The 21,486-nt window shown below is 72.5% G+C and carries 19 protein-coding genes; 13 read left to right on the top strand and 6 right to left on the bottom strand.

The window, feature by feature from the left end; genetic code table 11:
- Nucleotides 1–71: 71 nt before the first annotated feature.
- Nucleotides 72–1,094: a non-homologous end-joining DNA ligase gene (gene ligD / locus NW895_RS26825; protein WP_289938664.1), complete on the bottom strand. Its 1,023-nt coding sequence runs from the start codon at nucleotides 1,092–1,094 to the stop codon at nucleotides 72–74.
- 74 nt (nucleotides 1,095–1,168) lie between these two features.
- Between ligD and NW895_RS26820 the strand changes: the two genes are divergently transcribed.
- Nucleotides 1,169–2,233 carry an ATP-dependent DNA ligase gene (locus NW895_RS26820; RefSeq protein WP_289938663.1) on the top strand — a complete coding sequence of 355 codons (1,065 nt, stop codon included), beginning with the start codon at nucleotides 1,169–1,171 and terminating at the stop codon, nucleotides 2,231–2,233.
- 12 nt (nucleotides 2,234–2,245) lie between these two features.
- On the opposite strand, the gene NW895_RS26815 is transcribed toward NW895_RS26820, so the two are convergent.
- Nucleotides 2,246–3,436 (bottom strand): zinc-dependent alcohol dehydrogenase, encoded by a 1,191-nt coding sequence (locus tag NW895_RS26815; RefSeq protein WP_289938662.1) that lies wholly within the window; start codon nucleotides 3,434–3,436, stop codon nucleotides 2,246–2,248.
- 205 nt (nucleotides 3,437–3,641) lie between these two features.
- Here NW895_RS26815 and NW895_RS26810 point away from each other — a divergent pair, with 205 nt between their 5' ends.
- The gene (locus NW895_RS26810) at nucleotides 3,642–4,619 is read left to right on the top strand and encodes a DUF3048 domain-containing protein (RefSeq protein ID WP_289938661.1); all 978 of its coding nucleotides are present in this window, start codon (nucleotides 3,642–3,644) and stop codon (nucleotides 4,617–4,619) included.
- A gap of 28 nt (nucleotides 4,620–4,647) precedes the next feature.
- Here NW895_RS26810 and NW895_RS26805 read toward each other — a convergent pair whose 3' ends face one another.
- A complete protein-coding gene (locus tag NW895_RS26805; protein ID WP_289938660.1) occupies nucleotides 4,648–5,112 on the bottom strand; it encodes a MarR family transcriptional regulator in 465 nt (154 codons plus the stop codon).
- Nucleotides 5,113–5,323: 211 nt separating this feature from the next.
- On the opposite strand from NW895_RS26805, the gene NW895_RS26800 reads away from it, so the two are divergent.
- The 8 genes from NW895_RS26800 to NW895_RS26765 all read left to right on the top strand — a co-directional run bounded on the left by NW895_RS26800 (nucleotide 5,324) and on the right by NW895_RS26765 (nucleotide 12,660).
- A complete protein-coding gene (locus NW895_RS26800; protein WP_289938659.1) occupies nucleotides 5,324–6,079 on the top strand; it encodes a CoA transferase subunit A in 756 nt (251 codons plus the stop codon).
- Nucleotides 6,079–6,723, top strand: coding sequence for a CoA transferase subunit B (locus NW895_RS26795; protein ID WP_289938657.1), 645 nt, complete (start codon nucleotides 6,079–6,081; stop codon nucleotides 6,721–6,723). Before NW895_RS26800 ends, NW895_RS26795 begins: the two co-directional genes overlap by 1 nt.
- Nucleotides 6,720–7,922: a thiolase family protein gene (locus NW895_RS26790; RefSeq protein WP_289938656.1), complete on the top strand. Its 1,203-nt coding sequence runs from the start codon at nucleotides 6,720–6,722 to the stop codon at nucleotides 7,920–7,922. Before NW895_RS26795 ends, NW895_RS26790 begins: the two co-directional genes overlap by 4 nt.
- A gap of 18 nt (nucleotides 7,923–7,940) precedes the next feature.
- Entirely contained in the window at nucleotides 7,941–8,714 is a 774-nt protein-coding gene (gene pcaH / locus NW895_RS26785; RefSeq protein ID WP_289938655.1) for a protocatechuate 3,4-dioxygenase subunit beta, read from the top strand.
- Nucleotides 8,715–8,720: 6 nt separating this feature from the next.
- Nucleotides 8,721–9,326: a protocatechuate 3,4-dioxygenase subunit alpha gene (pcaG, locus tag NW895_RS26780; protein ID WP_289938654.1), complete on the top strand. Its 606-nt coding sequence runs from the start codon at nucleotides 8,721–8,723 to the stop codon at nucleotides 9,324–9,326.
- A 23-nt stretch (nucleotides 9,327–9,349) separates the two neighbouring features.
- Nucleotides 9,350–10,681 (top strand): 3-carboxy-cis,cis-muconate cycloisomerase, encoded by a 1,332-nt coding sequence (gene pcaB / locus NW895_RS26775; RefSeq protein WP_289938746.1) that lies wholly within the window; start codon nucleotides 9,350–9,352, stop codon nucleotides 10,679–10,681.
- Complete coding sequence (gene pcaD, locus NW895_RS26770) at nucleotides 10,678–11,796, top strand: 3-oxoadipate enol-lactonase (protein WP_289938653.1); 1,119 nt, start codon at nucleotides 10,678–10,680, stop codon at nucleotides 11,794–11,796. The genes pcaB and pcaD overlap by 4 nt, the downstream gene beginning before the upstream one ends.
- 72 nt (nucleotides 11,797–11,868) lie before the next feature.
- Nucleotides 11,869–12,660 carry an SDR family NAD(P)-dependent oxidoreductase gene (locus NW895_RS26765; protein WP_289938651.1) on the top strand — a complete coding sequence of 264 codons (792 nt, stop codon included), beginning with the start codon at nucleotides 11,869–11,871 and terminating at the stop codon, nucleotides 12,658–12,660.
- Here NW895_RS26765 and NW895_RS26760 read toward each other — a convergent pair.
- A complete protein-coding gene (locus NW895_RS26760; protein WP_289938650.1) occupies nucleotides 12,650–15,328 on the bottom strand; it encodes an AAA family ATPase in 2,679 nt (892 codons plus the stop codon). The genes NW895_RS26765 and NW895_RS26760 overlap by 11 nt on opposite strands.
- Before the next feature lie 330 nt (nucleotides 15,329–15,658).
- Here NW895_RS26760 and NW895_RS26755 point away from each other — a divergent pair, with 330 nt between their 5' ends.
- The gene (locus NW895_RS26755; RefSeq protein ID WP_289938648.1) at nucleotides 15,659–16,654 is read left to right on the top strand and encodes a DUF2510 domain-containing protein; all 996 of its coding nucleotides are present in this window, start codon (nucleotides 15,659–15,661) and stop codon (nucleotides 16,652–16,654) included.
- Nucleotides 16,655–16,797: 143 nt separating this feature from the next.
- Here the strand turns inward: NW895_RS26755 and NW895_RS26750 are convergent, their stop codons facing one another.
- Nucleotides 16,798–17,412 carry a TetR/AcrR family transcriptional regulator gene (locus NW895_RS26750; protein ID WP_289938645.1) on the bottom strand — a complete coding sequence of 205 codons (615 nt, stop codon included), beginning with the start codon at nucleotides 17,410–17,412 and terminating at the stop codon, nucleotides 16,798–16,800.
- A gap of 217 nt (nucleotides 17,413–17,629) precedes the next feature.
- On the opposite strand from NW895_RS26750, the gene NW895_RS26745 reads away from it, so the two are divergent.
- Together NW895_RS26745 and NW895_RS26740 are read left to right on the top strand one after the other, a co-directional pair.
- Nucleotides 17,630–18,427, top strand: coding sequence for a phosphatase PAP2 family protein (locus NW895_RS26745; protein ID WP_289938644.1), 798 nt, complete (start codon nucleotides 17,630–17,632; stop codon nucleotides 18,425–18,427).
- Nucleotides 18,424–19,356 (top strand): hypothetical protein, encoded by a 933-nt coding sequence (locus NW895_RS26740; RefSeq protein WP_289938643.1) that lies wholly within the window; start codon nucleotides 18,424–18,426, stop codon nucleotides 19,354–19,356. The genes NW895_RS26745 and NW895_RS26740 overlap by 4 nt, the downstream gene beginning before the upstream one ends.
- Here NW895_RS26740 and NW895_RS26735 read toward each other — a convergent pair.
- A complete protein-coding gene (locus NW895_RS26735) occupies nucleotides 19,346–21,397 on the bottom strand; it encodes a phosphocholine-specific phospholipase C (protein WP_289938641.1) in 2,052 nt (683 codons plus the stop codon). The two genes, NW895_RS26740 and NW895_RS26735, sit on opposite strands and share 11 nt — an antisense overlap.
- Between the last annotated feature and the right edge of the window lie 89 nt (nucleotides 21,398–21,486).

The raw sequence follows: 21,486 nt of genomic DNA, 5'->3' as shown, positions 1-21,486 counted from the left end.
GGCGGTGGGGAGGTGAGAGCGCTCTCGGCTCCGGAAAGAGAGGTGCCGGCGGCCCCATCCCGTCCGCCTGGTCAAGTGGCGGCAGGCGGCTGCTTCCTGGCCCGGCTCGGCTGCACCCGCCTGGGTTCTCCCGGCATCTTCGGATACTCGGGCGGGTACGGCAGGTCGCCGAGCCCGTGGTCACGCTCGTCCTTCCTGGCCAGCTCCAGGAGTGGTTCGAGGGAGTAGGCGTGGTCGTCCATGTCCGCGTGAACGTCGCCGAGTTCGGCGAAGCGCGCGGGCATGGACGCGAGATCGAAGTCCTGGGGGTGGGCGACACCCACCTCCTCCCAGCGCAGGGGTGCGGAGACGGGAGCGTGCGGGCGGGGGCGTACGGAGTAGGCGGAGGCGATCGTCCGGTCTCGCGCCGTCTGGTTGTAGTCCAGGAAGATGCGCTGCCCTCGCTCCTCCTTCCACCAGTTGATGGTCACGTGCTCCGGCATCCGCCGCTCCATCTCCCGCCCGACGGCGATGGCGGCGCGCCGGACCTGGGTGAAGGTCCAGCGGGGTTCGATCGGCACGAAGACGTGGATGCCGCGGCCGCCGGACGTCTTGGGCCAGCCGCGCAGGCCGTACTCGTCGAGGACGGCGTGCAGTTCGTGGGCGGCGCGGACGGCGTCCTCGTAGTCGGTGCCGGGCTGGGGGTCGAGGTCGATGCGGAGTTCGTCGGGGCGGTCGACGTCGTCACGGCGGACGGGCCAGGGGTGGAAGGTGAGGGTGCCGTACTGGGCGGCCCAGACGACGGCTCCGACCTCGGTCGGGCACATCTCGTCGGCGCTGCGGCCGCTGGGGAAGGTGATGTGGGCGGTCGGGATCCAGTCGGGGGTGTTCTTCGGCGCCCGCTTCTGGAAGAAGGACTCGCCGGTCACCCCCTCGGGGTAGCGCTCCAGCATGGTGGGCCGGTTGCGCAGGGCGCGCAGGATGCCGGGGCCGACGGCCAGGTAGTACCGGGCGAGGTCCAGCTTGGTGAAGCCGCGCTCCGGGAAGAAGATCTTGTCCGGGCTGGACAGCCGTACGGTCCTGCCGCCCGCTTCCAGTTCCACCGCGTCACCCATGCGGCCACGGTAGGCGTACCGGGCACACCTCGCACACCGGGCGATCCCCGCCGTATGCGAGCAGAATCAGAGGCATGGATCTGCCGGTGATGCCGCCCGTGCTGCCGATGCTCGCCAAGTCGGTGGCGAAGATTCCGCCGGGCATGCAGTACGAGGCGAAGTGGGACGGGTTCCGGGCGATCGTGTTCCGCGACGGCGACGAGATCGAGCTGGGCAGCCGTACCGGCAAGCCGCTGACCAGGTATTTCCCCGAGCTGGTGACGGCGGTGCGGGAGCGGTTGCCGGGGCGCTGCGTGGTGGACGGGGAGATCGTGATCGCGCGGGAGGGGCGGCTGGACTTCGACGCGCTGACCGAGCGCATCCACCCCGCGGACTCCCGGGTGCGAATGCTGGCCGAGAAGACTCCGGCGTCCCTCGTCGTCTTCGACCTGCTGGCGCTGGACGACGAGTCGCTGCTCGACGTTCCGCTGAACGACCGCCGGCCGCTGCTCACCGGGGCGCTGTCCGGGGTGACGGCGCCGGTGCACGTGGCGCCGGCGACGACCGACATCGACGTGGCCCACGAGTGGTTCGAGCGGTACGAGGGCGCGGGCCTGGACGGCGTGATCGCCAAGCCGCTCACCGTCCGCTACCTCCCGGACGAACGCGCGATGTACAAGATCAAGCACGAGCGTACGGCGGACGTCGTGGTGGCCGGCTACCGCTACCACAAGAGCGGTCCCGTGGTGGGCTCGCTGCTGCTCGGGCTGTACGACGACCGGGGCACCCTGCAGCACGTGGGCGTGTGCGCCGCCTTTCCCATGAAGCGGCGCAGCCAGCTGGTGGAGGAGCTGGAGCCGCTGCGGATGCAGGACGTCACGGGGCACCCGTGGTCCGCCTGGTCGGACGAGGCCGCCCACGAGAAGGCCCGGCTGCCCGGCGCGCCCAGCCGCTGGTCGGCGAAGAAGGACCTGTCGTGGGTGCCGCTGTGGCCGGACCGGGTGGCCGAGGTGGCGTACGACCACATGGAGAACGGGCAGCGGTTCCGGCACACGGCCCAGTTCCGCCGCTGGCGTCCGGACCGGACGCCGGAGAGCTGCACGTACGCCCAGCTGGAGGAACCGGTCCGCTATGACCTCGCGGAGATCTTCGGCCGGTAGCCCGGGCCTCCCTCAGGGCTCCATCAGCACCTTGACCGCGCCGTCCTGCTTGCGCTGGAACATGTCGTAGGCGTGCGGCGCGTCGCTCAGCGGCACCCGGTGGGTGGCGAAGTCCTCGACGCCCAGCGGGTCCTCGTCCGTCAGGTACGGGATGATGTCGTCGCTCCAGCGGCGCACGTTGGCCTGTCCCATCCGCAGCTGGATCTGCTTGTCGAACAGGGTGAGCATGGGCAGCGGGTCGGCCATGCCGCCGTAGACGCCGGTGAGCGAGATGGTGCCGCCGCGGCGCACCAGTTCGATGGCGGTGTGGAGGGCGGCGAGCCGGTCGACGCTGAAGCGTTCCGCCAGGGGGCCGCCGATCATACGGGGCAGCATCCCGGAGGCCTGCTGGACGAGCTTGGCCGCCGCGCTGCCGTGGGCCTCGGTGCCGACCGCGTCGATCACGGCGTCGGGGCCGCGGCCGTCGGTCTCGTCGCGGATCGCGGCGACCAGTTCCTTCTCGTTGTGGAAGGACCTCAGGTCGTACGTCTCCACGCCTCGCTCACGCGCCCTGCGCAGCCGTTCCGGGACCAGGTCCACGCCGAACACCCGCCCGGCGCCCCGGACCTGGGCGACCCGGCAGCACATGTCGCCGATGGGACCGAGCCCGAGCACGGCGACGCTGCCGCCCTGCGGGACGTCGGCGTAGGCGACCGCCTGCCACGCGGTGGGCAGGACGTCGGAGAGGTAGAGGAAGCGGTCGTCGGGTGGCCCTTCCGGCACCTTGATGGGACCGTACTGGGCCTGCGGCACCCGCAGGTACTCGGCCTGCGCGCCCGGCACCGAGCCGTACAGGCGGGTGTAGCCGAACAGGGCGGCGCCCATGTTCTCGCCGGTGACCTGGGTGGTCTCGCACTGGGTCTGGAGCGCGTTGAGGCACATCCAGCAGTTGCCGCAGGCGATCTGGAACGGCACGACGACCCGGTCTCCCGCCTGCAGGTCCGGCACCCCCGCGCCGACCTCCTCGACGATGCCGATCGGCTCGTGGCCGAGGATGTCACCCGGCGTCATGAACGGGGTGAGCACCTCGTACAGGTGCAGGTCGGAGCCGCACAGCCCGGTGGAGGTGACGCGGATGACCGCGTCCGTGGGCTCCTGGATCTCCGGATCGGGCACGTTCTCCACCCGTACGTCCCGCTTGCCCTGCCAGGTCACTGCCTTCATCGCCCTCGCGCTCCCTCCGTCACCCGTGCGCGTCGGTCGTACGGTGGCGCCCGGGTACCCGGCCCGTCTCCCGCCGAACCGTGAGCCGGCCGATCGGCGATGCAGCGCTTTCCCCGCGAAAGGGGCGACTATGGCCAAGAAAGGCAGATAAGCGCACAATCGACGATACGTACGTGGTGCCGTACGTGGTGGGCGGGTGGCGCGGATGGGCCGAAGGATGCGTAGGCGGCGGGGTGCGGTGACGGCCGCGCTCCTGGCCGCCGTGGTGGTGGTCCCGACGGTCACGGGCTGCACGTCGGGCTCCGGGGGCGACGACGGACGCGTGCGGAGTCCGGAGCCGACGGGGAGCCGCGCCGACGGGAGCGGCCATGGCCCGGTACTCGCCGTGAAGATCGACAATGTGCCCGCGGCCCGGCCGGCCACGGGCCTCGGCGCCGCCGACGTCGTGTACGTGGAGCAGGTGGAGGGCGGCCTGAGCCGGCTGATGGCGGTGTACGCGACCAGGCTCCCGGAGACCGTCGGGCCGGTGCGCAGCGCACGGGAGTCGGACCTGGAGCTGCTGCGCCAGTTCGACCAGCCGACGTTCGCCTTCTCCGGGGCGCAGAGCCGTCTGATGCCGTTGATCGACAAGGCACCGCTGCGGGCGGTGACGCCGGGCGACGCGCCCGACGCCTTCTTCCGCGGCGCCGGCAGGCCCGCCCCGCACAACCTCTTTCTGCGGCCGGCCGGACTGCTGTCCTCCGCGCCCGGCACGGACGCCTTGACGACCGGATTCCGCTACGGGCCGGCCCCTGCGGGCGGCACCGCAGAGACCACACGCACGGTGCGCTATCCCGCGGCGCGCTTCTCCTTCACCTGGTCGGAGAGCCGTCACCGCTGGCTGGTCACGATGGACGGCCGGCCCGCCGTCATGACCGACGGGCAGCGGATGGCGCCCGCGACCGTGGTCGTGCAGTACGTGAAGGTGCGTGAGTCGGCCTTCCATGACTTCCGCGGCAGCAACTCGCCGTACACCGAGACGGTGGGTTCCGGCAAGGCTCAGGTGATGCGCGACGGGCGGGTGTTCGACGTCGCGTGGAAGCGCCCGACGGCGATGGACGGCACGGCGTTCACGACCAACGACGGCGCGCCGGTGAACTTCGCGCGGGGCCAGGTCTGGGTGGTGTTCGCGAAGGCGCCCTGATCGGCCGTCCCGGTCAGGGGTGTCCTGATCAGTGAGGTGCCACCAGGGGTTCCGCAGGGTTGCGCAGCCCCTCGGCGGCGTCCGCGACCCTCCGGATCAGATCGAAGAAGACCGTCTGCTCCTCGGCGGAGAGCGGCGCCAGGAAGACCTGGTTCATCCGGGCCGTGCGCACGGTCAGCTTGCGGTGGGTGCGCAGGCCCTCGTCCGTCGCGCGCAGCAGGAAACGGCGGCCGTCCTGTGGGTCGCGCACCTTGTCGAGCAGCCCGCGACGGCTGAGCCGGCTGATCACCTCGGCGATGGTGGACCGGTCGAGTCCCACCCGCTCCCCCACCGTGCGCTGGTCCAGGCCCGGTTCGGCGACGAGCGTGTTGAGGACCGCGAACTGCGGCGAGGTGATCTCCTCGGAGACCATCGTGTTCCACAGCAGGTAGTGCGCCTGCTGCAGCCGCCGGGCGAGGTGCCCGGGGTGGGTGGTGAGGTCCACCGCGGCCATGTGCGCTCCCGTGGTCGCATTCGTTGGTGCACTGAACAATACCCGGGGACGAGCGGCCTGTCCGCCCCGCCTCACCTCGAAGCGACAGTACATTCTCCGAGGTCTTGACGCCTCGACTGCTCGATGGCAGCGTGAGGGGCAACCTCACTGAAATACTCAGTGCCCTGACTAAACGAGGGTCGGGGCGCTCGGAAGAGATGGGGCTTCACGGATGGACAAGGTGGTCGCCACGGCCCGGGAGGCGGTGGCCGACGTGCCGGACGGCGCGTCGCTGGCGGTGGGCGGATTCGGGCTGAGCGGCGTACCCAACGTGCTCATCGAGGCCCTGTACGAGCGCGGCGTGACCGGGCTGTCGGTCGTCTCCAACAACTGCGGGGCGATGGAGTCCGGCCTTGCGGTGCTGCTGGCCGCGGGGCGGATCGCCCGGGTGACCGGCTCCTACATCGGCGCGAACAAGGAGTTCGCCCGGCAGTACCTGGCCGGCGAGCTGGAGGTGGAGCTGATTCCGCAGGGCACGCTCGCGGAGCGGCTGCGGGCCGGCGGCGCCGGCATCCCCGCCTTCTACACCCCGGCCGGGGTCGGAACCCAGGTCGCCGAGGGCGGACTGCCCTGGCGCTACGACGGTGCGGGCGGGGTCGCGCTGGCCTCGCCGCCGAAGGAGGTGCGGGAGTTCGACGGGGTGGAGTACGTGCTGGAGCGCGGTATCCGCACCGACTTCGCCCTGGTGCGGGCGGCGAGGGGCGACCGGCACGGGAATCTCGTCTTCAACAAGTCCTCCCGGAACTTCAACCCGCTGGCGGCGACGGCCGGACGGGTCACGATCGCCGAGGTCGAGGAACTGGTCGAGCCGGGCGAGATCGACCCGGACGCGGTACATCTGCCGGGGATCTTCGTGCAGCGGGTCGTCGCGCTGACCCCGGAGCAGGCGGCGGACAAGAAGATCGAGCAGCGGACGGTGAGCAGCTGATGGCGTGGACGCGCGAGGAGATGGCCGCGCGGGCCGCGCGCGAGCTTCGGGACGGCCAGTACGTGAACCTCGGTATCGGACTGCCGACCCTGATCCCCAACCACCTCCCGCCGGGCGTCGAGGTCATCCTCGAATCGGAGAACGGCATCCTCGGCACCGGCCCCTACCCCACCGAGGACCAGGTCGACCCCGACCTGATCAACGCGGGCAAGGAGACGGTGACCGTGCTGCCGGGCGCGTCCTTCTTCGACTCGGCGCTGTCCTTCTCGATGATCCGGGGCGGACACATCGACGTCGCCGTGCTCGGCGCCATGCAGGTCTCCGAGAAGGGCGACCTGGCCAACTGGGCCGTCCCGGGCAAGATGATCACCGGTATCGGCGGGGCGATGGACCTGGTCCACGGGGCCCGCACGGTCATCGTCGTGATGACCCACACCGCCAAGGACGGCTCGCCGAAGATCCTCGCCGAGTGCGCGCTGCCGCTCACGGGCAAGGCGTGTGTGAACCGGGTCATCACCGACCTCGGCGTGATCGACGTGACACCGGAGGGCCTGGTGTTGACCGAGGTCGCCCCCGGCGTGAGCGTCGACGACGTCCTCGCCAGGACCGACGCCAAGCTGACCGTCGCGGAGGACCTGCTGTGAACCCCGTGTACCTCGTCGACGCCGTCCGCACACCGATCGGCCGCTACAACGGCGGGCTGGCGAGCGTGCGCCCCGACGACCTGGGCGCCCACGCCATCCGTGAACTCCTGGCCCGCACACCCGAGTTGGACCCGTCCCGGATCGAGGACGTCTACTTCGGCAACGCCAACGGCGCCGGTGAGGAGAACCGCAACGTCGGCCGCATGGCCGCACTGCTGGCGGGCCTGCCCACGTCCGTGCCGGGCGTGACCGTGAACCGGCTGTGCGCGTCGGGCCTGGAGGCGGTCGTCCAGGCCGCCCGCGCCATCGCCGTCGGTGACGCCTCCATCGCCGTGGCCGGCGGGGTGGAGTCGATGACCCGCGCCCCCTACGTCCTGCCCAAGTCCGACAGGCCGTTCCCGGCCGGGCACACCGAGCTGTACTCGACCACCCTGGGCTGGCGCATGGTCAATCCGCGGATGGAGCCGCAGTGGACCGTCCCGCTCGGCGAGAGCGCGGAACTGATCGCCGAGAAGCACAAGATCAGCCGGGAGCAGCAGGACGAGTTCGCCCTCACCTCCCACCGGAAGGCGGCCAAGGCGCAGGCCGAGGGGCTCTTCGACGCGGAGCTCGCGCCGGTGCCGATCCCGCAGCGCAAGGGTGACCCGGTGCTGTTCGGCGCCGACGAGTGCGTACGGCCGGACGCGTCCCTGGAGGCGATGGCCAGGCTCAAGCCGTCCTTCCGTCCCTCCGGGGGAACGGTCACCGCGGGCAACGCCTCCCCCCTCAACGACGGCGCCGCGGCCCTGCTCCTCGTCGACGAGAAGGGCCTGAAGGCCACCGGCCGCGAACCGCTGGCGCGTATCTCCGCGACCGGCGTCCACGCACTCGACCCGCACTACTTCGGTCTCGCCCCCGTCGAGGCCGTGGGCCGGGCCCTCACCAAAGCCGGGAAGACCTTCGCCGACCTGTCCGTGCTGGAGCTGAACGAGGCCTTCGCCGCCCAGGTGCTGGGCTGTGTCGCCGAATGGCCCGAGTTCGACCCGGCGATCCTCAACCCGCAGGGCGGTGCGATCGCCCTCGGCCACCCCCTCGGCGCCTCCGGTGCCCGCCTGGCCGGCACGGTCGCCCACCAGCTCGCCCGCAAGGGCAGCGGGGTCGGCGTCGCCACCCTCTGCATCGGCGTGGGCCAGGGCCTCGCCCTCGTCCTCGAACGATAGGAACCCCCGAGGAACCCCATGACTCTCACTCAGCACGACATCGACCAGGAGATCGCGGCCGAGCACGCCGCGTACGAGAAGCGCCTCGCCGACGGAGCCCCCGTCGAGCACCACCCGCGCCGCGACTACGCCCCCTACCGCTCCTCGGTGCTGCGGCACCCCAAGCAGCCGCCGATCACCATCGACGTCACCAAGGACCCGGAGCTGGTGGAGCTCTCCTCCCCCGCCTTCGGCGAGCGGGACATCACCGAGATCGACAACGACCTCACACGGCAGCACAACGGCGAGCCGATCGGCGAGCGCATCACCGTCTCCGGCCGTCTCCTGGACAGCGACGGCCGTCCCGTCCGCGGCCAGCTGATCGAGATCTGGCAGGCCAACTCGGCCGGCCGCTACGCCCACCAGCGCGAGCAGCACGACGCCCCGCTGGACCCGAACTTCACGGGCGTCGGCCGCACCCTGACCGACGACGACGGCCACTACCACTTCACCACCATCCAGCCCGGGCCGTACCCGTGGCGCCAGCACGTCAACGCCTGGCGGCCCGCCCACATCCACTTCTCGCTCTTCGGTACGGCGTTCACGCAGCGCCTGGTGACGCAGATGTACTTCCCGAGCGACCCGCTGTTCCCGTACGACCCGATCATCCAGTCGGTGACGGACGACGCGGCCCGGCAGCGACTGGTCGCCACGTACGACCACAGCCTGTCGGTGCCGGAGTTCTCGATGGGCTACCACTGGGACATCGTGCTCGACGGACCGCACGCCACCTGGATGGAAGAAGGGCGCTGACCTGCCATGACGAAGATCGACACCAGTCGTCCGGAGACCGTGCTGCCCACCCCGTCGCACACGGTAGGCCCCTTCTACGGCCACGCCCTGCCGTTCCCCGGCGGCGGCGACATCGCCCCGGTCGGCCACCCGGACGCGATCGCCCTGCAGGGGTATGTGTACGACGGCGAGGGCAAGCCGCTGCCGGACGCGCTCGTGGAGCTGTGGGGTCCGGACCCGGACGGCAACCTGCCGCAGGTCGACGGCTCGATGCGGCGCGACCCCGCGAGCGGCGGCTTCCTCGGCCGCAACGGTGTGGAGTTCACCGGGTGGGGCCGCATCCAGACCGATGCGAACGGCCACTGGACCGCGCGCACCCTGCGGCCCGGCGCGCGCGGGCAGAACGCCCCGTACCTCAGTGTGTGCGTCTTCGCGCGCGGACTGCTCGTCCACCTGTTCACCCGGGTCTACCTGCCCGGTGACAAGGCTGCCCTCGCCGCCGATCCGCTGCTCTCGCAACTGGAGCCGGAGCGCCGTGACACGCTGATCGCCGTGGACCAGGGCGACGGCACGTACCGTTTCGACATCCGCCTTCAGGGCGAAGGCGAGACGGTCTTCCTGGAGTTCCGGTGACTTCCCCACCCTTCGGGCGGGAGGTGCCCCCGGCCGACACCGAAGCCGGCCTGCTCGCCCCCGGGTGGGCAGGCTCCCCGGCCGCCGCGGCGACCGGCGACACCGCCTATCTGCGGGCGCTGCTCGACGCGGAGGCCGCGCTCACCCGTGCCCAGGCCGCGCTGGGCCTCGCCCCCGCCGAAGCGGCGACGGCGGTGACCGCGGCGGCCGGCACCGGCCGGTTCGACGTGGCGTCCCTCGCCGAGCGCGCCCGGAGCGGCGGAAACCCGGTCATCCCGCTGGTCGCGGACCTGACGAAGGCGGTCGGCGAGGAGTACGGCCCGTACGTCCACCGGGGCGCCACCAGTCAGGACATCCTGGACACGGCGACGATGCTGGTCGCCGTACGCACCCTGCACCCGGTCCTCGCCGACCTCGCCCGTACGGAGCGGGCCCTGGCCCGGCTGGCCGCCGGGCACCGCGACACCGCGATGCCCGGGCGGACGCTCACCCAGCACGCCGTACCGACGACGTTCGGGCTGAAGGTGGCAGGGTGGCGGTCGCTGGTGCTCGACGCACGGGACCGGATCACCGCCGTACGGGACGGTCTGCCCGCCCAACTGGGCGGGGCGGCCGGGACGTTGGCCGCCTTCGGGACGTACGGCGCGCCGGAGCCGACCGGGCTGCCGGGCGCGTATGCCCGTGAACTCGGTCTCCGGGAGCCGCTGGTGCCCTGGCACACCCTGCGCACCCCCATCGCCGACCTCGCCGGGTGCCTGGCCTTCACCGCCGGGGCGCTGGGGAAGATCGCCGCGGACGTGCTCTCCCTGTCCCGTACCGAGGTCGCCGAAGTCACGGAGGGCAGCGGCGGCGGCTCGTCGGCCATGCCGCACAAGGCCAACCCCGTGCGGTCCACGCTGATCGCGGCGGCGGCCCGGCGCGCGCCGCAGCTCGCGGCCACGCTGTACGGCTCGCTGGCGGCGGAGGACGAGCGGCCGGCCGGGGCCTGGCACGCCGAGTGGGAGCCGCTGCGGGAACTGCTGCGGCTGGTCGGCGGTGCCGCACGGGACGCCGCCGAACTGGCCGAGGGGCTGCGGGTGCACCCGGACGCGATGCGCGCGCACCTCGATCTCACCCATGGGCTGATCGTCTCCGAGCGGCTGTCCGCCGAGCTGGCACCGGTGCTCGGCCGTGCCCGCGCCAAGGCCCTGCTCACCGAGCTGGCCAGGCGTACGTACACCGAGGGCCGTGCCCTGGGTGAACTCCTCGCCGAGGTACCCGAGTTGAAGGACGTCGACCTCGACGAGCTCACCGACCCCGCCCGTTACACCGGCTCCGCCGCAACCCTCACCGACCGTGCTCTGGAGCGACGTTGACACTGAACTACCGTGCTGAGGGCTCCGCCACCGCTCCCCCGCTGCTGCTCGGACCGTCCCTGGGGACGTCGTACGCCCTGTGGGACAAGGTGGCGCCCGAGTTGTCCATCGGTCACCGGGTGATCCGCTGGGACCTGCCCGGGCACGGCGGCTCCCCGGCCGGCCCGATCGGGCCCGGCGCCACCATCGGTGACCTCGCCGACCTGGTGCTGAGGCTCGCCGACTCGCTCGGCGCGGAGCGGTTCGCGTACGCGGGCGTGTCGCTGGGTGGTGCGGTGGGGCTGCATCTCGCGCTGCACCACCCGGAGCGGGTCTCGTCCCTGGCCGTCATCTGCTCGTCGGCCCACTTCAACGGCGCGCGGCCGTGGGAGGAGCGGGCCGAGCGGGTGCGCCGCGAGGGCATGGCCTGGCTCGCGGAGACCGCCGATGCCCGGTGGTTCACTCCCGGTTTCACCGTGCCGGAGCTGGTGCAGGACCACCGGGACGCCGACCCGGAGGCGTACGCCGCCTGCTGTGACGCGCTGGCCGCGTTCGACCTGCGCGACCGGCTGGCGGAGATATCCGTGCCCACCCTGCTGGTGGCCGGCCGTGCGGACCCCGCGACCCCGCCTGCGCATCTGCGGGAGATCGCCGACGCGGTGCCCGGCGCCGCGCTCGTGGAGATCCCGGGCGCTTCCCATCTGGCGCCGGCGGAGCGTCCCGAGGCGGTGCTGACGGCGCTGCGTGCGCACTTCGGCGCAGGGGCCCGGCGCGGTATGGAGGTGCGGCGTCAGGTGCTGGGGGACGCCCACGTGGACCGGGCGCAGGCGCGGCAGACCCCGTTCACCGCCCGCTTCCAGGACTTCATCTCGCGCTACGCCTGGGGCGAGATCTGGACCGACCCCACGCTCACCCGCCGCGAGCGCAGCATGATCACCCTCACGGCACTGGTGGCGCACGGGCACTACGAGGAGCTGGCCATGCACGTGCGGGCGGCGCGACGCAACGGGCTCACCCCGGAGGAGATCGGCGCGGTGCTGCTGCAGACGGCCGTGTACTGCGGGGTTCCGGCGGCGAACTCGGCGTTCGCGACGGCCCAGCGCGTGCTGGCGGAGGAGGAGGGCGCCGGGTCCTAGCCGGGTGATCCTGCTGGTCGTAGCCTCAGCCATGTCTCGCACCCGCCCGCACCGCGTGCCTACGGTGGGGGCATGTCCACGATTCTGATCACCGGTGCCACCTCGGGGCTCGGCCGGTACGTCGCCTTCGAGCTGGTCCGCGCCGGCCACGTCGTCCTCGCCCACGGCCGCGACGAGGACCGTACCCGACGGCTCGTGGACGAGCTGCGCACCGAGGGTGACGCCGAGGGATTCGTCGCCGACCTCGCCTCGCCGGCACGGGTACGGGAGCTGGCCGCGCAGGTCGCCGACGCGCACCCCGAGCTGGACGTGCTGATCAACAACGCGGGCGTCGGCAGCGGCCCGCCCGGCTCCGGGCGTGAGCTGAGCGCCGACGGGCACGAGCTGCGGCTGGCGGTCAACTATCTGGCGCCGGTCGCGCTGACGCGCGCCCTGCTGCCGGTGCTGCGCGCCAACTCGCCCGCGCGGATCGTGAACGTCGGCTCGGCCGGTCAGGAGCCCCTGGACTTCGACGACCCGGAGCTCACCCGCCGCTACAGCGGCCGCTCGGCGTACTGCCGCAGCAAGTTCGCTCTCGCCGCCCACACGTTCAGCCTCGCCGAGGAGCTGAGGGGCAGCGGTGTCGCGGTGAACGTGCTGCATCCGGCCACCTACATGGACACCGCGATGGTCCGCGACGGCGGTATCACGCCCTGGAACACGGTGGCCGACGGCGCACCCGGCGTGCTCGCGCTGGCCACCCGCGACCTGGGCACGGGCCGCTACTTCGACGGCACCCGTCCGGCGCGGGCGCACGAGGCGGCGTACGACCCTGACGTACTGAAGCGGCTGGCGGCCGTGACCGACCAGCTGCTCAGCGTCTGAGCTCCTCCAGCGCGCCGCGCGCCCGCTTCACCAGCCCGTCCGCGCCGCAGGAACGGGCCAGCGCCAGGCCCCGGCCCAGCTCGGAGATCGAGCGCGAGGCGATGCCGTACTCGACGCGGGCCGCCGCGTGCTCGTACTGGCAGGGCGAGGCCTCCAGGTAGGCGACCGCCTGTCCGGCGAGGCGGACCGCGCGCTGGCCGGTCTCCAGGGCGGCGGCGCAGCGCAGGGCCTCGCCGATGGCGGTGTCCGTACCGAAGCGCTCGGCCTGGCGGCGGACGTCGACCGCGAGCCGGGCGGCGCGGTCCGGGTCCTCGGTGGCGAGGGCGCGGGCGAGGTCGGTGGCCCAGGGCACGAGCACCGGGTTGTGGTGGCCGCGCGCGTCGGCGGCCTTCTCGGCCGCCTCCAGTTCGTTGATGCCGTCCTTGGTGCGGCCGACGGCGAGCAGCAGACGGCCGCGTACCGCCCGTGGGTCCGGCAGCACTATGGTCGACGGGTAGGGCGGGGCGAAGCCGTACCGCTCGGCGACCTCCCAGGCCTCGTCGACGTGGCCGCGGGCGAGCAGCGTGTCGACGAGGTTGCAGGTCACCGTCCAGTACAGGGGCAGTCCGCGGCCGACGCGTTCGGCGAGCGGCAACGCCTCGCGCAGGGAGGTCTCCGCTTCCCTCAGGCGTCCGCGCCTGCGGTGCCCGACACCCACGTAGGCGTGTGCGAGGGCGAGATGTCCGCCGTGCCAGCCGGCGCCCTCATAGACGCGCACCGCCTCGTTGTAGAGGCTCTCGGCGCGGTCGAGGCGGTCGGTGAAGGCGTACGCGTTGGCCAGCATCAGCAGCAGTTCGATGCCCCACTCGGAGCCGGTCCAGCCGAACCCGGGAGCCAGGCGGCCGTTGACGAGGACACGGTCGCACAGCTCGACGACCTCCTCGGCGTTCTCGCCGTGCATCAGGGCGTCGAAGCCGCGCAGGATGAGCAGCGCGCGTTCGGAGTTGTCCCGTCCGGTGCAGCTCCGGGCGAGGTCGGCCAGGCGCTCGGAGCGTCCCGGTGCGATGCTCTCGCCGGCGTGGATGCCCTCCCACATGATGTGCACGGCCTCCAGCCGCATCCGGGCCGGCCCGGGTTCGAGCCGGGCCGCCTCCGCCTCGACCGTGCGGACGGCCTCCTCCAGCTGATCGTTGTGGACCAGCGCCTGGGACAGGCGGACGACGGCGTCCACCCGGTCTTCACCGTCGAGCCCGGACATGCCGAGCGCGGTCCGCAGGTGGCCGATGGTCCTGACGGGCTCGGTCAGGAGGGTGGCGCAGCCGAGTTCGTAGAGCACGCGCGCGTGGACGTCGGGCCGGGGCGGTTCCTCCAGGGCGCGTTCCAGGCAGCGGCGGGCGGCTTCGGGGGCGCCGACGGCGAGGTGTTCGCGGGCGGCCTCGCGCAGCTGCTCGACGAGTTCCTCGTCGTCGTCCGGGTGGACTTCGAGGAGGTGGCGGGAGGCGGCGGCGACGCCGCGGCCGGAGTCGGTGACGACCTGGGCGGCGATGCCGTGCATGGCCCGGCGCAGGGCGTCCGGGATGGAGTTGTAGACGGCGGTGGCGATCAGCGGGTGGACGAACTCCAGGTCGCCGTCGGCCACTTGACCGGTGGCGGGGTCGGGGCTGGTGAGGATGCGGGCGGTGCGCAGCAGCGCGGCGCAGCGGAGGGCGTCGTCGCGGCTCATGGTGAGGAGCCGGGCCACCAGGTCGACGGTGATGCCGGTGCCGAGGATGGCGGCGGCCCAGGCGAACCGGGTGGCGTCTATGCCGAGTTCCTCCAGGCGGTCGACGAGGCCGCCGCCGCGGGCCGAGCGGTTCAGGGCGCGCAGCTCGCCGGCCCGGGCCTCGACCGGCTCCAGCCCGCTGTCGCGCACCTTGGCGAGGAGCTCGACGGTGTCGTAGGGATTGCCGGCGGTGACCGCCCACACCTCGCGGCAGAACGGGGCGTCGGCGTGCTCGCCCAGTGTGGCGCGGGTGAGTCCGGCGGTCCCGTCCGGGGTGAGGGCGCTCAGCGTGGCGACAGGGCGGCCCGCGGCGGCGGCGACCGCGTCGAGGTGGCGGGCGCCGGCGGGCGTGACGTCGCCGGGCCTGCGGGCGACGACGACCAGCACGGACAGGTCGTCGAGGCGTTCGGCGAACGCGGCGAGCCAGCGCAGGGTCTCCTGGTCGGCCCAGTGGGCGTCGTCGATGAGCAGCACCAGCGGCCACTCCCGCCGGGCGAGCCGGCGTACGGCGGCGACCAGGCCGTCGCACACGCCCTGCGGGTCGGCGTGCCGCTCTCCGGGTTCCGCGATGCCGAGGGCGGGTCCGGCGATGTCGTACCAGTCGCCGAGGTACTCCCGGGCCTCCTCCGGCAGCATCGACACGAGGGCGGGCTGCAGCAGTTGCCGTACGACGTTGAAGGGGACGGACCGGAGGGTCTCTCCACCGCGCGCCGACCAGACCACGCAGCCGCGCTGTTCGGCGATGCGACGGGTTTCGGCCAGCAGGGCGGTTTTCCCGAGCCCTGCCTCGCCGCGGACGACCAGCAGGGTGCCGGACGACGAGCGGTCAGCGCACAGGGTGTCGACCGCCTTCACGAGGGCGGCGACCTCCTCGTCGCGCTCCCACAGGGAAGCCGAGGCCTCGGCCGTGGGCCGTACCTCCGTCATCCCGCTACCTCCCCAAGTCGCCCGAACGACGTACAGACCTTGAGCGTAGTCCTCGGATCGGCTGAGCGGAGGACGGTCGGGGCAGCCGTTGCCGTGATGGGTGACACCGGGTAAAGGGGAGGCGACGCGCCGGACCCGCCACCAGCCGTCCTGTGCCTTACGCAGCGTCAAAAGACATGAGGGGGTGGACGGTTCTCCGGGACCGCAGTTCCGGTGCCGGCGCTGGTGCTCGTCGTTTCGCTGATGAGCTCGTGCGCGGGTGACCGGAGTGGCCTGATCCGGTCCGGTTCCTCTCATACGGCTTTCACCGAGACCTCATACGGTGGGCTCATGACGCAGGTGACTCCCCCCGGGTGGTACCCCGACCCCGGGCAGACAAGTGACGGTCCCCCCACCGAGCGCTGGTGGGACGGCAAGGCGTGGACGGACCGGATTCGCCCCGCGGGGCCGGCCGCCGCATGGGGTCCCCCGGTGCTGCCGGCGGCGTCGGGGGCGCAGCCGCCGTATCCGGCATATCCGGTGTACCCGGCCCCGCCTCCGGCCGGCCGGCGCGGGCTGCGGATCGGCATAGCCGTGGCGGTGGCCGCCGCGGTCCTCGCGAGCATCGGTGTCGGCGTGTACGCGCTGTCCGGCGACGGCGGCTCGGGCAGCACCGCCGGCTCCCAGCAGGGCCCCGGTGGTCCGGGCGGGCCGGGCGGGCAGGGCGGATCCGGCGGCCAGGGCGGCCCCTTCGGCGGCCCGGGCGGCGGCTCGGGCGGCGCGTCGCCCTCCCCGGAGCAGTCCGAGGCGCCGAAGATCGACAGCGGGTCGGTGACCGACGCGGTCAGCGGCATCAGCATTCCGATCCCGGACGGCTGGTACGGCCAGGAGATCCGGGCCGGCGCGCAGGTGTCGTCGGACGACTCGTACAAGTGCCCCGGCGACACCTCGGCGACGTGCACCAAGGGCGGCGCGTACTCGGCGCCCGCGCTGCTGCTCGGCACCAAGGGCAGCAGCGCCGAGGAGGTCGCGAAGGCGGACATCTCCGCGAACGCGAAGGAGTCCTACGGCGGCAAGAGCTACGGCTCGATCACCTCGCACGATGTACTGGCCTCCAAGGCGGTGACCGTCGCCGGGCAGAAGGGCTATCTGGTCCGCTGGAAGGCGGTCACGAGCAAGGGTGCCGACGGTTACGTCGAGTCGCTCGCCTTCCCCGCGCCCGCGAACCCGCAAGTGATCGTCGTGGTCCGCTTCGGCGTCGACGTCGGGGAGAAGCAGAGCGTCATCGACGAGATCACCAAGGGCATCAAGGTGTCGACGGGCGGCGGCAACGGGACGGACGTCTGATCCGCCCCCGGCATGAGCCGGCCGGGCGGGGCGCCCCTCCGCTCAAGAGGAACCCCACCCGGCCGGGGGCGCGCCGCCCCCGTCCCCACGGTGCGGCGCGGACAGGTCACCGTCCAGTCATCCCTTGGACGGCGCCCTGAGTCTCAGGTGAGCCCGAGCGTCGGCAGCACGGCGGCCTCCACGAAGCGGACCAGATAGTCGGGGTCGGCGTACTCCCCGTCCACGACGGGCCGGGCCCGCACGACGCCGAACATCTGCGCCGGGATGTACTCCAGCGCCGGATGACCGGCGCTGATCTCGCCGCGCTCGACCCCGCGCCGCAGGATCTCCCGCAGCGCCTCGATCTCCGGGTCGACCAGAGCCTCGCGCAGCGCCCGCGCCAGGTCCTCGTCCGAGGTGACGGCGTGGCCCAGCGCCTGCAGCATCTTGGTGTCGTCCATCGACCACCGGCCCACGGCGCGTGCCGCCTCACGCAGGTCCCCGGCGAGCGATCCGGTGTCGATGCCGACGAGACGCGACCGGCGTCGCGAGCGCAGGGCGGCCACCACGAACTGGGGCTTGGTCTTCCACTGCCGGTAGAGCGTGGACTTGCTGCAGCGCGTGCTGGCGGCGACGCCCTCCATGGTGACGGCCTCGTATCCGCACTCGCGGATCTGCTCCAGGACGGCGTCGAAGAACTCCTGCTCACGCTCGGGCGTGAGCTTGGAGCGGCGCGAGGCGGCGACCGTCTCCGGTCCGTCCGCGGCCTGCGACGTCATCGGATCTGCTCCTTGTCGGTGTCCCGGGTCGGTTTCCACGGGCCGAGGGCCCGCTTCCCAGTGTGTCGTACGTCAATCGATACGCCAGTGTACCGGTACGCGGTCGTATCGGTACACTGGCGTATCGATACGCGATCGTATCGATGGATCGAGTCATGCCCGTACCACCGCAGGCGTCGATCACCGCACGCACCACCGCCAGTGAAGGGGCCGGGGGATGAATGCCCGCACCGAGCCTGCAGAAGCGGAGGACGGCGCCATAGCGCGGCCGCCGCTCGTCCGTGAACTCCTGCTCGTCGCAGGGCTCTTCCTCGTCTACAAGCTCGGCCGGCAACTGGCGACGGGCCACACCGGCGAGGCCTTCCGCGACGCGCACCGCGTATGGGACCTGGAACGCGCGGTCCATCTGCCCGGCGAGGACGCGGTGCAGTCGGTGCTGCTGCACGACGACACCCTGGTGCACGTCGCGAACACCTACTACGCGACCGTCCACTTCCCGGCCACCGCGGCCTTCCTGATCTGGCTCTGGCTGCGGCGTCCGGCACACTACGTCTGGGCCCGCCGGGTCCTGGCCGCGGTCACCGCCGCCGCGCTGGTGGTGCATCTGCTGTTCCCGCTCGCCCCGCCGCGCATGCTGGCCGCGACCGGCCTGGTGGACACCGCACGGGTGTACGGGCCGTCGGTGTACGGTCCGCCGCAGACCGACCATCTGTCGAACCAGTTCGCGGCGATGCCGTCGCTGCACTTCGGCTGGGCGCTGATGGTGGCGATCGGCCGGATCGTGGCGACCCGCTCGCGCCTGCGCCGGCTGTGGCTGCTGCATCCGTTGCTGACGCTGCTGGTGATCGTCGGCACGGCGAACCACTACTGGCTGGACGCGATCGTGGCGGCGGCCCTGCTCGGCCTCGCGCTCGCGGTGATCCGCCCGCCGCACCGCGCGGTGACCACGGCGGGACGCGGACAGGACAGGCTCGTACCGGCCGGGGAGCAGGCGCTCGTGGGGGCGGTCCGATGAACGCCTCTTTCGTCGCCGTCGCCCTGTCCCTCGTCTCCGCCGTCGCCTACGCGACCGCTGCCGTCGCCCAGGAACGCCTGGCGTCCCGCGCCTCCGGCACGGGCGTGCTGCGGCTGTTCGGCAGCGGCGCGTGGTGGTGGTCGGTCGTGCTCAACGCCTCCGCCGCGCTGCTGCACGTCGTGGCCCTCAAGTACGGCCCGCTCACCGTGGTACAGCCGCTCGGCGCCCTCACCCTGGTCGCCGCGGTGCCCCTGGGGGCGCGGCTCGCGGGGCGGCGGGTGAGCGCGGCCGAGTGGCGGGGCACCGCGCTGACGCTGCTCGGGCTGGCGGCGCTCCTGGTCACGGCGTCCGGTCCGGCGCCCGAGAACGTGCTCAGCGTGTCCGAGGCGCTGGCGGTCGCGGGCGGGACTGCGGCGCTGATCGGCCTGCTGGCGCGGCCCGGCACCCGGCCCGGTCTGCGGCACGCGACCGCGTCCGGGATCGCCTCCGGCGTCGCCTCGGCGCTCACCCAGACCGTGACGGTCGCCGCCACGGACCGCTCGGGCCCGCTGCTCAGCCTCCAGGTCGTCGGGGTGGCGCTGCTCGTCGCGGTCTTCGCGACGGGCGGACTGCTGCTGTCGCAGACGGCCTACCGGGGCGGCCTGGGCGCCCCGCTCGCGGTGGTGACGCTGGCGAATCCGCTGGCCGCCGCGGTGATCGGGCTGTCGCTGCTCGGCGAACGGCTGCAGGGCGGGGCGGCGGGAGTGCTGCTCGCGCTGACGGGCGCGGCACTGGCGTCGTGGGGCGTGGTGCTGCTGAGCCGGGCGACACCCCACGACGACCACCCGGTGGCCGCGGTCCTGGCGTTGGAGCCCGGGTCGGCGGCGACCGAACCGGCGTTGGTGCCCCGGCCGTCCGAACCGGGGCACCTCACGACCGCTACCCGGTGATGATCGCCGGGTCGCTCACCCCCGGCCGCCCGTTCTCGACATGCCCGGCGAACCGCCGCAGGAACGCCGGGTCGGCCTCGGAGGTGACCGTCAGGTCGTACCAGCGCCGGCTCGCGGCGAGGTCGACCGTGCGCTTCACCGTGGCGCCGGGGCGCACGGTGACCGTGGAGGCGGGACCGCCGTAGCCGTTGACGATCCTCAGCCGGACCGTGCCGGAGCCCTTGTTGGTGAGGGTCAGCACGATGTCGTCGCCGGTGTGCCTGGCGGTGACCTCGGGGCCGACGGCCTGGTGCGAGCCCTTGAAGACGCGGACGAAGCCGTTCGGACCGTGCACGGTGAGGTCGTACGCCCCGTCGGACGCGGAGTCCCAGGTGCCCGCCACGCTCTTGCCGGCCTCGGTGGTGTACGTCCAGGGGCCGTCGGTGCGGTTGCCGGAGGTGACCAGGAAGGCGGCACCGGCCTTGGCGCCGGAGGCGAAGGTGAGCGTGACCTTCCCGGCCGCCGCGTCGACCGCGCTGTCCGTGCAGGGCGCGTACTTCAGCGGCCGGGCGGGCCGCAGACCGCGCTCCTGCTTCGGCAGCACCGGGTCGGCGGGCGGCGTCGGCACGTAGTCGGGGTGCCGGTCACGGTCCGGCGGCTCGTAGCCGTCGGTGTCCGGGAGGGCGACCGGTGCCGTGTCCTTGCGGGAGAAGTCGAAGGCCGCGGTGAGGTCGCCGCAGATCGCGCGCCGCCAGGGCGAGATGTTCGGCTCCCGCACGCCGAAGCGGCGCTCCATGAACCGGATGATCGAGGTGTGGTCCAGCGTCTCGGAGCAGACGTAACCGCCCTTGCTCCAGGGCGAGACGACCAGCATCGGCACGCGCTGGCCGAGCCCGTACGGACCGGGGACGTTCTTGCTGTCCCCCTTGAACAGGTCCGGGCCGACGTCGACCGTGGACCTGCCCTGCGCGTCGGAGGCGGGCGGGAACGGGGGGATCAGGTGGTCGAAGAAGCCGTCGTTCTCGTCGTAGGTGATGAACAGGGCCGTCCTCGCCCACACCTCGGGCACCGAGGTGAGCGCGTCGAGGACCTGCGCGATGTACCAGGCGCCGTAGTTCGCGGGCCAGTTGGGGTGCTCGGTGAAGGCCTCGGGGGCGACGATCCAGGAGATCTGCGGAAGTCTCCCGCTCTTCACGTCCGCCCTGAGCTGGTCGAAGTACCCCTCGCCCTTGGTGTGGTCGGTGCCGGTGCGGGCCTTGTCGTACAGCGGGTCGCCGGGCGCGGCGTCGCGGTACTGGTTGAAGTACAGCAGTGAGTTGTCGCCGTAGTTGCCGCGGTAGGCGTCCTCGATCCAGCCCCAGGAGCCCTTGGCGTCGAGTCCGTCGCCGACGTCCTGGTAGATCTTCCAGGAGATCCCGGCCTTCTCCAGCCGCTCGGGGTAGGTCGTCCAGCTGTAGCCGACCTCGTCGTTGCCGAGGACCGGGCCACCCCCCTGACCGTCGTTGCCCGTGTAACCCGACCACATGTAGTAGCGGTTGGGGTCCGTGGAGCCGATGAACGAGCAGTGGTAGGCGTCGCAGACGGTGAAGGTGTCGGCGAGCGCGTAGTGGAACGGGATGTCCTCGCGGGTCAGGTACGCCATGGTCGTGGAGCCCTTGGACGGCACCCACTTGTCGTACCTGCCCCCGTCGAAGGCGGCGTGCCCGTCGTTCCAGCCGTGCGGGAGGTCCTGGATGAACGCCATGCCCAGGTCGTCGGCGTCGGGGTGGAAGGGCAGGACGTCCCTGCCGTTCGCGTCCTGCTGGTACCAGACCGGCTTGCCGTCCTGGAGCGTGACCGGACGTGGGTCACCGAAGCCGCGGACGCCCCTCAGCGTGCCGAAGTAGTGGTCGAAGGAACGGTTCTCCTGCATCAGGACGACGATGTGCTCCACGTCCTGGAGGGAGCCCGTGCGATGGTTGGCCGGGAGCGCGGCGGCGCGCTGGATGCCGGCCGACAGCGCGCTGAACGCCGTGCTGGCGCCCGCGAGTTGGAGGAAGCGGCGCCGGTTGACTTCGGGCATGGGGGACAGACCTCTCATCCTGACGTGCTGGATGGCCGGAACGTGACGGAATCTGCGCGGAAGGAGTGTTTCAGGCACACCGAACGCCG

This window comes from Streptomyces sp. S.PNR 29, from assembly GCF_030386795.1.
Lineage (GTDB): Bacteria > Actinomycetota > Actinomycetes > Streptomycetales > Streptomycetaceae > Streptomyces.
Note: the sequence above shows the minus strand (reverse complement) of the source record. Positions and strands in the feature narration are given on the sequence as shown.